The sequence below is a fragment of the Pseudomonas sp. GL_103 genome (assembly GCF_057835175.1).
In genome coordinates this window covers 4,568,329-4,581,763 of the sequence record NZ_CM174420.1, presented here as the reverse complement: position 1 = coordinate 4,581,763, position 13,435 = coordinate 4,568,329, and the positions used below count along the sequence as shown (strand labels likewise).

The window sequence follows — 13,435 nt, the reverse complement described above, 5'->3', positions numbered from 1 at the left end:
AAAATGCTGTGATTGAGTTCTTGATGTATCTGGTGTTCGGCGCTGCGTTGGGCACGCTCGGCGGTTTGTTTGGCATCGGCGGCGGCCTGATCGCCATTCCGCTGCTGGGCGTGCTGTTCGGGCTCGATCAACAGATAGCCCAAGGCACGGCGCTGGTGATGGTGGTGCCGAACGTGATGCTGGCGCTGTGGCGCTATCATCAGCGCAACCGGATCGAACTGCGCCACGCGCTACCGCTGGCCATCATGGGGTTCTGCTTCGCCTGGCTCGGGTCGATCTGGGCGGTGGGCATTGATGCGCAAACCATGCGCATAGGTTTTGTCGCGTTTCTAATCGCACTGTCGGCGTACAACTTGCTTCGCATGTTCGCCGCCAGCGCCCCGGCGGCTTCGCAGATGAACTACTCATGGCCCTGGCTGGGCCTGCTTGGCGCTGCATCCGGCACGATGGGCGGGTTGTTCGGCGTGGGTGGCGCGGTGGTGGCGACACCGGTGCTGACCAGTCTGTTCGGCACCAGCCAGGTTGTTGCGCAGGGGTTGTCGTTGGCACTGGCCTTGCCGAGTACGGGGGTGACGTTGGTGACTTACGCCGCGCACCATCAGGTCAGCTGGGTGATCGGCTTACCCTTGGCGGTCGGTGGGTTGATGAGCATCAGTTGGGGCGTGAAGGTTGCCCACGCATTGCCGGAGCGGATGCTGCGCGGGCTGTTTTGCGGGTTCCTGGTGTTCTGTGCGGTGATGCTCGCCTTCAAAGTTTGAAGCCTTCGATGATGTGCTCGGCCAGGCACTCGGTGATGGGTGACGGGTTATGCAGGTTGCGCACGAGCATGATGCTGGCCTCGGGCAGCAGCGGCAGGTCCTCGGCTTCACCGAGGATGCGCATGTCCGCGGTGATCAGGCTTTCAAGTTGCGCCGTGACGGCCAGGCCGGCGCTGACCACCGCCATGATCGCCGACAGGCTGTCGCTGTTGTACGCCACCCGGTAATCGCGCCCCCGGGCATCCAGGGCGTTGCAGGCCCACAGGCGGCAGAAACAATCACTGTTGAACATCGCCAGTGGCAGCGGCGTCTGCTCATGAGCGCTGTAGCATTGCGCTTCGGCCCAGACAAAACGTTCCTTGCGTAACAACTGGCCGATTTCGCTGCCCGGTTCGCGGGTGACGATGGACAGGTCGAGGTCCTGGCGCATCAACAGTTGTTTTGATGATTCGCAGTGCACTTCTATCTGAATCAGCGGGTAAGACTGGGCAAACCGGCGCAGAATCCCCGGGAGGAACCGCATCACATAATCGTCCGGCGTGCCGATGCGCACCGTTCCGACCATGTCGGGCTCACGCAAGGTATTGAAGACCTCGCTGTGCAACTTGAGGATTCGCCGCGCATAGCCGAGCAACACCTGGCCTTCGGCCGTCAGCCGCACCTGCCGCCCGTCGCGCTGGAACAACTGGCGCTGCAGCACATCTTCTTCCAGTCGTTTCATCTGCATGCTGACGGCTGACTGGGTGCGGTTGACGATTTCGCCGGCGCGGGTAAAGCCGCCCTGGTCGGCGATGGCGACGAAGGTGCGCAACACTTCGGTATCGATACTCGGGTAGGCGGACATCCATCAATCTCCGAGATATGTGACATCAGAAACATTCGTTGGATTGATCTTAGACCCGGCGCGAGACTGGAGCCATCCAAACGGAGGGCAACAAGATGAAAGGTCAACACGAGTTCCAAGGATCAGAAAAACACTCGATTCACGTGATATCCGATCTGCTGCACAAGGTCGGCCGCTGGTACGAACTGCATCGCGAGCGCGAACTGCTGGCGAGCTTGAGCGACGAAGCACTCAAGGACATCGGCATGAGCCGTGCGGATGTGGAGAACGAGTCGATCAAACCGTTCTGGAATGACCCGATGCATAAATGATGAATGCCACGCTACACAAACCCCTTACCGGTGAGGTAGGTTGCGAGCAGACAAGGAGGCACCCATGCCCGCAACGTTGTCCTTTACCCTCAAACAGGCTCGGCGTCTGGCGCTGGCCGCCCAAGGGTTCAACGGGCGGTCGCCGCCAGCGGCGATCAAGGCTGTTGCGCTCAATCGCCTGATCGAACGGCTGGGCATTCTGCAGATCGATTCGGTTAATGCATTGGTGCGTTCGCACTACCTTCCGCTGTTTTCCCGCCTAGGCAATTATTCCTCCGATTTGCTCGACCAGGCTGCCTGGAGCCAGGGCCGGTGCCGTACGTTGTTCGAGTATTGGGGCCATGAAGCCTCGTTGTTGCCACTTTCCATGTACCCCTTGATGCGTTGGCGCATGCAGCGTGCGAGCCGTGGCGAAGACATTTATCAGCAATTGGCGCGCTTTGGCCGTGAACAGCAAGACACGATTCGCCGCGTGCTGGCTTCGGTCGAGGAGCAGGGCGCGTTGGGTGCCGGGAGTCTGTCGACCCGTCAGGAGCGGGCCGGCCCCTGGTGGGACTGGAGCGCGGAAAAACACGCGCTGGAATGGTTGTTCGCTGCCGGTGAAGTGACCGTTGCCGGACGGCGCGGATTCGAAAGGCTCTACGATCTGCCGGAGCGGGTGATTCCCCGGGCGGTTCTTGCGCACCCCGTCCTGAGTGAAGACGACGCCCAGCGCGGCCTGTTGCGGCATGCGGCAACGGCCTTGGGGGTCGGCACAGAGAAGGACTTGCGTGACTATTTCCGCTTGAACCCTGCGGACAGTCGTCCACGTTTAGCCGAGTTGGTCGAGGCCGGTGAATTGCAGACCTGCGAAGTCCAGGGCTGGCGGCAACCGGCCTATTGTCTGCCCGAGCCAAAAGTGCCGCGCAAAGTCGCCGCCAGTGCATTGCTCTCGCCGTTCGATTCGCTGATATGGGAGCGCAGCCGGACCGAGCGGCTGTTTGATTTTCGCTATCGATTGGAGATCTACACGCCGCAGGACAAACGGGTGTATGGCTATTACGTCCTGCCGTTTTTGCACAACGAGCGGATTGCTGCGCGGGTCGATCTGCGCGCCGAACGGACGGCGGGCCGTTTGGCCGTGCATGCGGTGCATGAAGAGGACGCGGGGCTGGATGGGGAGGGGATGCTGGCGTTGGCGGTCAATCTGCGGCAGATGGCGGATTGGCTGGGGCTGGCGCAGGTTCAGCTCAATTGCCCGCGGGCGAGTGCGGCAAGGTTGCGGGTGGCATTCACACAAGTAGGCGGTGACTGAGCTGGCCTCTTCGCGGGCAAGCCCGCTCCCACAATGACTGCGCCGGTCACAATTCATGTGTACGACGCGTACCCTGTGGGAGCGGGCTTGCCCGCGAAGGCGGACTATCAGGCAGCAAAAAGGTTACTGACTCACCGCCGAACCTGCTTCAGAGTTTCAGCAATCAAAAACGCCAGCTCCAGCGACTGATCGGCATTCATCCTTGGGTCGCAGTGGGTGTGGTAGCGATCCGACAAGCCATCCTCGGTGATCGGCCGCGCACCACCGATGCACTCGGTCACGTTCTGCCCGGTCATTTCGATGTGGATACCCCCGGCATAACTGCCTTCGGCTTCGTGCACCTGGAAGAACTGCTTCACCTCGCCAAGGATCTGCGCGAAGTCGCGGGTCTTGTAGCCGCTGCTGGCCTTTATGGTGTTGCCGTGCATCGGGTCGGAACTCCACAGCACCTGTTTGCCTTCACGCTGGACGGCGCGGATCAGTTGCGGCAAGTGATCGCCGACCTTGTTCGCGCCCATCCGCGCGATCAGGTTCAGGCGACCCGGATCGTTCTGCGGGTTGAGCACATCGATCAAGCGAATCAGGTCGTCGGGGTTCATGCTCGGGCCGACCTTGACCCCGATCGGGTTGTTCACCCCGCGCAGGAATTCGACGTGAGCGCCGTCGAGCTGGCGGGTGCGGTCACCGATCCACAGCATGTGGGCCGAGCAGTCGTAGTAGTCGTTGGTCAGGCTGTCGCGACGCACGAAAGCTTCTTCGTAGTTCAGCAGCAGCGCTTCGTGGGCGGTGAAGAAACTGGTTTCGCGCAACTGCGGCGAACTGTCCATGCCGCAGGCGCGCATGAACGCCAGGGTTTCATCGATTCGGTCGGCCAGGTGGCTGTACTTTTCCGCCAGCGCCGAGTTGGCAATGAAGTCCAGGTTCCACTTGTGCACCTGATGCAGATCGGCAAAACCGCCCTGGGCGAATGCGCGCAACAGGTTCAGGGTGGCGGTGGACTGGTGGTAGGACTGCAGCAGGCGTTCCGGGTCCGGCACGCGGCTTTTTTCGTCGAAACCGATGCCGTTGACGATGTCGCCACGGTAGGCGGGCAAGGTCACGCCATCGATGGTTTCGTCATTGGCCGAACGGGGTTTGGCGAACTGCCCGGCCATGCGCCCGATCTTGACCACCGGGCAGCCGGCGGCAAAAGTCATCACGATCGCCATCTGCAACAACACCTTGAAGGTGTCGCGGATTTTCGCGGCGGAGAATTCGGCGAAGCTTTCGGCGCAGTCGCCACCCTGCAACAGAAACGCGCGGCCCTGGGTCACCTCGGCAAACTGACGGCGCAACTCCCGGGCTTCGCCGGCAAACACCAGCGGCGGATAGCTGGCCAGGGTCTGCTCGACCTGCTGCAAATGCGCGGCGTCGGGGTATTGGGGTTGTTGCTGGATCGGCAGGGCGCGCCAGCTGTCAGGGCTCCAGGGTTGGCTCATCACGGTCTCTAGTGTTTTCGCTCGGACGTCCATGTTATCAGCAAATTAGTGCGTGACCTGTTCCTGTCGCTTCGCCGACAATCTCGCCTTTGCCGCTCTCTACACGCGGTGTTATTGCGTTGCCGGCCCCGGTGACGATCAGGAGATGAAATGACTGAGGAGCGCGTCGAGCATCTGCTCGCCGAGGTACAGGACGAGTTCGGCGTGATTCGTGTGTTGGAAGTGGCCGATTACCGTTTTCTCGAGTTCGGTGATGCCATCGAACAAAGCTGCGTGTTCACGGCCGATCCGAGCTGGCTCGAGTACGACTACACCCGGGCGATGCTGATCGGTGCGCTGTGCCACGAGCAACCGGAAAGTGCGCTTTTTCTTGGACTTGGCGCCGGAACGCTGACCCAGGCCTGCCTCAAGTTCCTGCCGCTGGAAGATGTCGAAGCCATCGAACTACGTCCGGACGTACCGCGCCTGGCCATCGAGTACCTGGGGCTGGATGACGATCCGCGCCTGTACATCCGCGTTGGCGATGCGCTGGAGCTGCTGGACACCGCTGAGTCGGCGGACCTGATTTTCGTCGACCTTTATACCGACGTCGGTCCGGGTGTCGGGCATCTGGCCTGGAGTTTTCTGGAAAACTGCCAGAAGCGATTGAATTCGGGTGGCTGGCTGGTCATCAACCAGTGGGCTACCGACGATGGAAAACCCCTGGGCGCCGCCTTGTTACGCGGTTTGTACCACCGACATTACTGGGAACTGCCGGTGAAGGAGGGCAACGTGATTCTGATCGTGCCGTCGGAGCTGGATCAGGAACTGGACATGGACGGCCTGATCGCCCGCGCCGAAGCGCTGGCGCCACGGTTGGGGTATTCGCTGGATTCGTTGATCAAGTGCATTCGTCCGGCGACTTGAGTTGTCTCTGATGGCCCCTTCGCGGGCAAGCCCGCTCCCACAGGTTTACGCAAATCCCTGTGGGAGCGAGCTTGCTCGCGATAGCTTTCCAACTGGCGATACAAGGCTAAAGTCCTTTGAAGACTCCAGGTCGCCGCTCCACCATCGACCGCACACCTTCCTTGACGTCCTCACTAGCCATCAACTTCTTGACCAGCAGAGGCAACGCCTGTGCCGCGGCGGTTTCCCCTTCATACCGGGCCTGTCGCGCAGACATCAGCGTCGCCTGCACCCCAAGCGGTGCCTGACGGGCGATCCGCTCGGCCAGTTCAATCGCCCGGGGTAGCAAGTCCTCACTGGCCATGACCTCTTGCACCAGACCCAAGTGCAAGGCATCACGGGCGTCGAATTCATCACCGGTCAACAACCAGCGCATGGCGTTCCCCCAACCGGCGACTTGATGCAGGCGCAGGGTGGCGCCGCCGAACGGGAAGAGCCCGCGTTGCACTTCCATTTGTGCGAACCGGGTATTGCTGGCGCACAGGTTGATGTCGGCGGCCAGCATCAATTCGATGCCGATGGTCAGGCAATAGCCTTGTGCGGCGACAATCACCGGTTTGCTGACCCTGGGACCTGCGAACACCGCCCACGGATCACAGCCGCCGGACGGAACCTGCCAGCCATCTGCCAGTGTGACGCTGGCATTGACCAGGTCGAGCCCGGCGGTGAAGTGCTCGCCATGAGCGAACACCACCGCCACCCGCGCCTCGCTGTCGGCTTCGAACTCGCCATAGGCCAGGCTCAACGCGTTGAGCAGGTCGAGATCGAAGGCATTGCGCTTGGCCACCCGATCCAGACCGATCAGGAACACATGACCATGCCGTTCGCGGCTGACTCGACTGGAACTGGGCTGATTCATGGAGCGGTCCTCGGGGTGGGAAAGGCGTGCCAGACCGGCGGTCTGCACGGCAAAGGGTGAACCGTTTTAGCGCCGTCACCCGCATGGCCGGGCCTTTGAAAAATAGACGGCTGATCGATTATTCGCAAAGCCTGTGACACAACGGTGTATCCGGTGAATTTTAGATAAAAAAAGCTCCCTTTTTGGGCAAATTCCGGTATAGTGCGCGCCGGCCTTTAACCGGGCCGCGTTTAGGTAGCGCAATTCCCCGAAGCCAGCTTCGGCTGCACGTCCGCCCAGCGGACTCTTCCTTGACGATTCTTTTCATTCATTCGTTTTCGCAAATCCCCGCCGACAAAGCTGCCAGGGCGACTCTTGAGTCTCAACACGGCACGCGCAGCTTTGGAGCATGGGTCTTTGCGGATGCACTTAGAGGCAGACCCATGACCCAGGAAACCGGCGGCTTCGCCGCTTTTAATCTTAATCCGAATATTCTTGCAGCCGTCACCGCGACTGGCTACGAAGAGCCATCGGCTATTCAGCAGCAATCGATCCCGATCATCATGGCCGGTCACGACATGATTGGTCAGGCGCAAACCGGTACGGGTAAAACCGCTGCGTTCGCCCTGCCGATCCTGCATCGCATCGATCCTGCAAAGCGCGAACCGCAAGCCCTGATCCTGGCCCCAACTCGTGAGTTGGCGCTACAAGTTGCAACCGCTTTCGAAACCTACGCCAAGCAAATGCCGGGCGTAACTGTTGTGGCTGTCTACGGCGGCGCGCCGATGGGCCCACAGCTGAAAGCAATCCGTAATGGCGCACAGATCGTTGTCGCCACTCCGGGCCGTCTGTGCGACCACCTGCGTCGCGACGAAAAAGTACTGGCGACCGTGAACCACCTGGTTCTCGACGAAGCCGACGAAATGCTCAAACTGGGCTTCATGGACGACCTGGAAGTTATCTTCAAGGCCTTGCCTGTCACCCGTCAGACCGTATTGTTCTCGGCCACCCTGCCGCAGTCGATCCGTGCCATTGCTGAACGCCACCTGCGCGATCCGCAACACGTGAAGATCCAGACCAAGACCCAGACCGTTACCGCGATCGAACAGGCTCACCTGTTGGTTCACGCTGACCAGAAGACTTCTGCCGTTCTCAGCTTGCTGGAAGTGGAAGATTTCGACGCCCTGATCATGTTCGTGCGCACCAAGCAAGCGACCCTGGATCTGGCCAGTGCCCTGGAAGCCAAAGGTTACAAAGCCGCTGCGCTGAACGGTGACATCGCCCAGAACCAGCGTGAGCGCGTGATCGATTCCCTCAAGGATGGCCGTCTGGACATCGTTGTGGCGACCGACGTTGCCGCTCGTGGCCTGGACGTTCCACGCATCACTCACGTGTTCAACGTTGACATGCCGTACGATCCAGAGTCCTACGTTCACCGTATCGGACGTACCGGCCGTGCCGGTCGCGAAGGTCGTGCACTGCTGCTGGTGACTCCGCGTGAGCGCCGCATGCTGCAAGTGATCGAGCGTGTAACCGGTCAAAAGGTTGCTGAAGTTCGCCTGCCAGACGCTCAAGCCGTTCTGGATGCGCGCATCAAGAAACTGACCAACAGCCTGTCGCCGCTGGTGGCTGATGCCGAATCGACCCACGGTGATCTGCTGGATCGCCTGACTGCCGACATCGGTTGCACCCCGCGTGCACTGGCCGCAGCCCTGCTGCGCAAGGCAACCAACGCTCAAGCGCTGACCCTGGCTGCAATCGAGAAAGAACGTCCACTGGTGCCGAACAACGCACCGCGTGGCGATCGTCCAGAGCGTTCCGGTGATCGTCCAGAGCGTGGTGACCGCGAGCGTCGCGCTCCGATGCCACTGGGCGAAGGCCGTGCACGTTGCCGTACCGCGCTGGGCGCGCGTGACGGTATCGCTGCCAAGAACCTGCTGGGCGCCATCCTCAACGAAGGTGGTCTGGCGCGTGAAGCCATCGGTCGCATCCAGGTGCGTGACAGCTTCAGTCTCGTCGAGCTGCCGGAAGATGGTCTGGAGAAGTTGCTGACCAAGCTGAAGGACACTCGCGTTGCCGGTAAGCAGTTGAAGCTGCGTCGCTACCGCGAAGATTAATCCGCTCTCGGGCTGATTGAACGAACATGAAAAATCCCCGACTGGTTCGGGGATTTTTTTTGCCTGCTGTTTTTTTGGGAGAGAGGGGGTTCGACGCTTGAGTCCTGTGGGAGCGAGCCTGCTCGCGATGGGGGCAACTCGGTCCATGGGCTAGCCGAAGCGATAGATGTCCATGCCCAATGCACCCATGGCGAACCCCTGATGGGCAATGCTGAACGGCCCGCCGGCGGCCCGGGCAAAGTACAGCGGCAACAAGTGTTCGTCGCTGGGGTGGTTGCGCACGGCATTCGGTGCTTGCGCGCGATAGTCGTGCAGCGCGGCTTCGTCGTTCGCGGCGAGTTTCTCGATCATCCAGTCGCGAAATGCCCGGGCCCAGGGCTCAACGCTCTCGGGGCCGGCATGCCAGTCCAGTTCCCGCAGGTTGTGAGTGATGCTGCCGGAGCCGATCAGCAGGACGCCATGCTCGCGCAGGCTGGCCAGCGCGTGGCCAACACGGGTCTGCAGGGCGGGGCCGGCACGGGTGGGCAGCGAAACCTGGACAATCGGGATGTCTGCCTGCGGATACATCAGCGATAACGGCACCCAGACGCCATGGTCGAAAGGCCGATTGCTGTCGATACGTGCTGCAAAGCCAGCGAATTTCAATAATTCGGCAACCTCTGCGGCGAGTGATGGGTCGCCGGGGGCCGGATACTGCACCTCGAACAGGGCTTTGGGAAAGCCACCGAAGTCATGCCAGGTTTCCGGTTGTGGATTGCCGCTGACCAGCAGCTCATTGCTTTCCCAGTGCGCGGAAACAATCACGATGGCTTTGGGCTTGGGTATCTCGGCGGCCAGACGGGCGAGTGCCGGCCCGCTGGCGCCGGGTTCCAGGGCGAGCATGGGGGAGCCGTGGGATATGTACAGGCTGGGGAACATGAACGAGCTCCTGAGAGTTAAGATGCAACATCTTCAGTCAGATCATTAATCTAAATCTAATATAAGTTTTAGGGTGTTTTGATCGAATTTTCGGGGTTATTTATGCAGCCGGAGTTTTGGCACAAAAAATGGGCGGCGAACCAGATCGGCTTTCATCTGCCGCAGGTGAACCCTTATCTGAAGCGGTTCTGGCCAGCGTTAAGCCTTGAAGAGGGCGCACGCGTGTTGGTGCCGTTATGTGGAAAAAGCCTGGATTTGCTATGGCTCGCCCATCAAGGCCATGAGGTCTTGGGAGTCGAGCTGTCGGAAAAAGCCGTCGAGGAGTTTTTCAGCGAACATGGCTTTGATCCGGCCGTCAGTGAGCAGGGGCCGTTCAAGGTGTATCGGGCAGGTTCCATTGAGCTGTGGTGCGGCGATTTCTTCGAGCTGACGGCAGGCGATGTTGCCGATTGCTCCGCACTTTATGATCGCGCGGCGTTGATCGCGTTGCCGGCGGAAATGCGAGAGCGCTATGCCGCCCATTTGAAGCGGATACTGCCGAAGGAGTCCCTTGGCCTGGTGATTACCCTGGACTATGACCAGGCGCAAATGCCCGGCCCGCCGTTTGCCGTACTCGATGATGAGGTGCGGCAGTTGTTCGGGGACTCATGGGCGCTGAAGATCCTGGAGGATCAGGATGTGTTGAGCGAGAGCGGGAAATTCCTGGAGGCGGGTGTTACGCGGCTGGAGGAGCGGGTGTATCGGGTTTCCACTCGCTAACAGATGTGTTGTTTTTGCTGGCCTCATCGCGGGCTTGATCGCGAAGAGGCCAGAATGAGCGCCGTGCCAATCTGCAGACAAAAAAAGGCCCGCATCACTGCGGGCCTTTTGCTTTGCTGTGGAGTGTATTAGCTGCGGCGACGAGCCAGAGCATCGATACGCTCTTCCAGCGGCGGGTGGCTCATGAACATGCGAGCGAACCCTTGCTTGATGCCACCGTTGATGCCGAAGGCGTTCAGGGTGTCGGGCATGTGCACCGGCAGCCCTTGTTCCGCCCGCAGGCGTTGCAGGGCGCCAATCATCGCGGCGGTGCCGGCCAGGTTTGCACCGGCTTCGTCGGCACGGAATTCGCGCTTGCGCGAGAACCACATGACGATGGCGCTGGCCAGGATGCCCAGTACCAGTTCGGCGAAGATGGTTGCCACGTAGTAGGCAATGCCCTGGCCTTCTTCGTTCTTGAAGATCACTTTGTCGACGAAATTGCCGATGATCCGTGCGAAGAACATCACGAAGGTGTTCACCACGCCCTGGATCAGCGCAAGGGTAACCATGTCGCCATTGGCTACGTGGCCGATTTCGTGGGCCAGGACGGCTTTCACTTCATCCGGCGAGAAGCGCTCGAGCAAACCCTGGCTGACCGCGACCAATGCGTCGTTCTTGTTCCAGCCGGTGGCGAAGGCGTTCGCCTCGTAGGCCGGGAAGATACCGACTTCGGGCATCTTGATCCCGGCTTCGCGGGACAGTTGCTCGACGGTTTGCAGCAGCCATTGCTCGTGACGGGTGCGTGGCTGGGTGATGATCTGGGTGCTGGTGCTCATCTTCGCCATCCACTTGGAGATGAACAGCGAGAACAGCGAACCGGCGAAACCAAAGACCGCACAGAAGATCAGCAGCTGATTGAGGTTAAGGTCAACCCCATTGGCCGCCATGAACCCGTTGAAGCCGAAAAGGCTCAGGGTGATGCTGGCAATCAGCACGACCGCCAGGTTAGTGGCCAAGAACAGCAGGATGCGCATCATGGTTGTAGAAATCTCCTCAAGCTAAAGATGTAGCGTACTGCGGGGTATATAAGGTGCTGCACCGGGGTATTCAACCGGGTGACTATTTCAAACTGTGTCCTACGGCAACAGTCTAGCTGCTTGCAGGGCATTTCCGACAAGTATGCGGGAAGTGTTTGTCAGTCAATTCGTGTCGAAGGCCCCGCCTTTGCTAGGCGAGAGCAGGCACGGCGCTGTCCGGCAGCGACAAAGCGACTGCCAGTGGCGCAATGCAAACAAATGTTGCCGGATGAATCACCGTGCGACCTGCGGGAACGTCGCACGGTGACAGATCGCTTACTGGCGGTAGGACTTGAGGAAGCCGCCGATGCGTCCGATGGCCATCTCCAGGTCATCGACACGGGGCAGGGTCACGACGCGGAAGTGGTCTGGCCATGGCCAGTTGAACGCGGTGCCTTGAACCACCAGCAGCTTCTCGGAGAGCAGCAGGTCGAGGACGAATTTTTCGTCGTTATGGATCGGGCAGACCTTGGGGTCGATCCGCGGGAACGCATACAACGCCCCCATCGGCTTGACGCAGCTCACGCCTGGAATGTCGTTGAGCAACTCCCAGGTGCGGTTGCGTTGCTCCAGCAGGCGGCCCTGCGGCAGCACCAGGTCATTGATGCTCTGATAGCCACCCAGGGCGGTCTGGATCGCGTGCTGGCTCGGCACGTTGGCGCACAGGCGCATGTTCGCCAGCATGTCGATGCCTTCGATGTAGCTCTGGGCGTGGTGTTTCGGGCCGGAAATGGCGATCCAGCCGGAACGGAAACCGGCCACGCGATAGGATTTGGATAGACCGTTGAAGGTCAGGCACAGCAGGTCCGGCGCCAGGGAGGCGGTGCAGATGTGCACGGCGTCGTCGTAGAGGATCTTGTCGTAGATCTCGTCGGAGAACACCACCAGATTGTGCTGGCGGGCCAGTTCCAGCATGCCCAGCAGGACTTCTTTGGAGTACACCGCGCCGGTCGGGTTGTTCGGGTTGATGATCACCAGGGCCTTGGTGTTCGGGGTGATCTTGGCCTTGATGTCGGCCAGGTCCGGCCACCAGTTGGCTTGCTCGTCGCACAGGTAATGCACCGGATTGCCGCCGGACAGGCTCACGGCTGCGGTCCACAATGGATAGTCCGGCGCTGGCACCAGCACTTCGTCGCCATTGTTGAGCAGTGCCTGCATCGACATCACGATCAGTTCGGAAACGCCGTTGCCCAGGTAGATGTCTTCAATGCCGACGCCTTCCACCTGCTTTTGCTGGTAGTACTGCATGACGGCCTTGCGCGCACTGAACAGGCCCTTGGAATCGCTGTAGCCCTGGGCGGTTGGCAGGTTGCGGATCACGTCCTGGAGGATTTCATCCGGTGCTTCGAAACCAAAGGGCGCCGGGTTGCCGATGTTCAGCTTGAGGATGCGATGGCCTTCCTCTTCCAGGCGCTTGGCGTGCTTGAGCACCGGGCCGCGAATGTCGTAGCAGACGTTGGCGAGCTTGTTCGATTTGCTGACCTGCATGGCGATGTGTTCCCGAAAATGAACGATCCAGACGGCGTTTGGGCAACCGTGCTGGGAATCCTGCGTATTCACACAGGCCTGACGCCTTGAGATGCAGCACCCATATTTCCGTTTGAATGCGCGTGGTCTGGCTGCCAGACTGGCGTTTGACGAGGCGCAATCATACGTGCCGCCCGATCCGTGGAAAAGGTACAGATCGGGCTTTTTCAGCCGCTGAGGTGTGATGATGGAAAAGTTGGAAAAAACCCTGGAAGAATGGAAGGCGATGCTCGACCCAGAGCAATACAACGTGTGCCGCCTCAAAGGCACCGAACGTCCGTTTTCCGGCAAATACAACGCCACCAAGACCGACGGTGTCTACCACTGCATCTGCTGTAGCGAGCCGCTGTTCGACTCCAGGACCAAGTTCGATTCCGGCTGCGGCTGGCCGAGTTTCTACGCGCCGATCGGCGACAGCGCCATGACCGAAATCCGTGATGTCAGCCACGGCATGATCCGCACCGAAGTGGTCTGCGCCAAATGCGACGCGCACCTGGGCCATGTATTCCCTGATGGTCCGCCGCCGACGGGCCTGCGTTATTGCATCAATTCGGTGTGCCTGGACCTGGTACCGCGGTAGGAGCTGCC

General features: G+C 60.3%; 13 protein-coding genes. 7 read left to right on the top strand and 6 right to left on the bottom strand.

Going from position 1 to position 13,435, the window contains the following annotated elements; genetic code table 11:
* Positions 1-23 precede the first annotated feature (23 nt).
* Complete coding sequence (locus tag AC3IP0_RS20450; RefSeq protein ID WP_489319809.1) at positions 24-758, top strand: sulfite exporter TauE/SafE family protein; 735 nt, start codon at positions 24-26, stop codon at positions 756-758.
* Here the strand turns inward: AC3IP0_RS20450 and AC3IP0_RS20445 are convergent.
* The gene (locus AC3IP0_RS20445; protein WP_489316789.1) at positions 748-1,602 is read right to left on the bottom strand and encodes a LysR substrate-binding domain-containing protein; all 855 of its coding nucleotides are present in this window, start codon (positions 1,600-1,602) and stop codon (positions 748-750) included. The genes AC3IP0_RS20450 and AC3IP0_RS20445 overlap by 11 nt on opposite strands.
* A 95-nt stretch (positions 1,603-1,697) precedes the next feature.
* On the opposite strand from AC3IP0_RS20445, the gene AC3IP0_RS20440 reads away from it, so the two are divergent.
* Complete coding sequence (locus tag AC3IP0_RS20440; protein ID WP_008049076.1) at positions 1,698-1,913, top strand: DUF1127 domain-containing protein; 216 nt, start codon at positions 1,698-1,700, stop codon at positions 1,911-1,913.
* A 64-nt stretch (positions 1,914-1,977) separates the two neighbouring features.
* On the top strand, positions 1,978-3,207 hold the full coding sequence (locus tag AC3IP0_RS20435; protein ID WP_489325743.1) for a winged helix-turn-helix domain-containing protein: 1,230 nt from the start codon (positions 1,978-1,980) through the stop codon (positions 3,205-3,207).
* 131 nt (positions 3,208-3,338) lie between these two features.
* Here the strand turns inward: AC3IP0_RS20435 and AC3IP0_RS20430 are convergent, their stop codons facing one another.
* Positions 3,339-4,685: a class II 3-deoxy-7-phosphoheptulonate synthase gene (locus tag AC3IP0_RS20430; protein ID WP_489325742.1), complete on the bottom strand. Its 1,347-nt coding sequence runs from the start codon at positions 4,683-4,685 to the stop codon at positions 3,339-3,341.
* Between the two features lie 150 nt (positions 4,686-4,835).
* On the opposite strand from AC3IP0_RS20430, the gene AC3IP0_RS20425 reads away from it, so the two are divergent.
* A complete protein-coding gene (locus AC3IP0_RS20425; RefSeq protein WP_150756009.1) occupies positions 4,836-5,591 on the top strand; it encodes a spermidine synthase in 756 nt (251 codons plus the stop codon).
* A 106-nt stretch (positions 5,592-5,697) separates the two neighbouring features.
* On the opposite strand, the gene AC3IP0_RS20420 is transcribed toward AC3IP0_RS20425, so the two are convergent.
* Positions 5,698-6,489 (bottom strand): crotonase/enoyl-CoA hydratase family protein, encoded by a 792-nt coding sequence (locus AC3IP0_RS20420; RefSeq protein ID WP_489316786.1) that lies wholly within the window; start codon positions 6,487-6,489, stop codon positions 5,698-5,700.
* A gap of 422 nt (positions 6,490-6,911) precedes the next feature.
* Between AC3IP0_RS20420 and AC3IP0_RS20415 the strand changes: the two genes are divergently transcribed.
* On the top strand, positions 6,912-8,585 hold the full coding sequence (locus tag AC3IP0_RS20415; RefSeq protein WP_150726297.1) for a DEAD/DEAH box helicase: 1,674 nt from the start codon (positions 6,912-6,914) through the stop codon (positions 8,583-8,585).
* 150 nt (positions 8,586-8,735) lie between these two features.
* On the opposite strand, the gene AC3IP0_RS20410 is transcribed toward AC3IP0_RS20415, so the two are convergent.
* The gene (locus tag AC3IP0_RS20410) at positions 8,736-9,503 is read right to left on the bottom strand and encodes a DODA-type extradiol aromatic ring-opening family dioxygenase (protein WP_489325740.1); all 768 of its coding nucleotides are present in this window, start codon (positions 9,501-9,503) and stop codon (positions 8,736-8,738) included.
* Between the two features lie 102 nt (positions 9,504-9,605).
* On the opposite strand from AC3IP0_RS20410, the gene AC3IP0_RS20405 reads away from it, so the two are divergent.
* Entirely contained in the window at positions 9,606-10,262 is a 657-nt protein-coding gene (locus AC3IP0_RS20405) for a thiopurine S-methyltransferase (protein ID WP_489319808.1), read from the top strand.
* Positions 10,263-10,390: 128 nt separating this feature from the next.
* Here the strand turns inward: AC3IP0_RS20405 and htpX are convergent, their stop codons facing one another.
* Positions 10,391-11,281: a protease HtpX gene (htpX, locus tag AC3IP0_RS20400; protein WP_046043402.1), complete on the bottom strand. Its 891-nt coding sequence runs from the start codon at positions 11,279-11,281 to the stop codon at positions 10,391-10,393.
* 315 nt (positions 11,282-11,596) lie between these two features.
* Positions 11,597-12,808, bottom strand: a complete 1,212-nt coding sequence (locus AC3IP0_RS20395; protein ID WP_007973513.1) for a pyridoxal phosphate-dependent aminotransferase — start codon at positions 12,806-12,808, stop codon at positions 11,597-11,599.
* A gap of 226 nt (positions 12,809-13,034) precedes the next feature.
* Here AC3IP0_RS20395 and msrB point away from each other — a divergent pair, with 226 nt between their 5' ends.
* Positions 13,035-13,427 carry a peptide-methionine (R)-S-oxide reductase MsrB gene (gene msrB, locus AC3IP0_RS20390; protein WP_150759481.1) on the top strand — a complete coding sequence of 131 codons (393 nt, stop codon included), beginning with the start codon at positions 13,035-13,037 and terminating at the stop codon, positions 13,425-13,427.
* Positions 13,428-13,435: the final 8 nt, after the last annotated feature.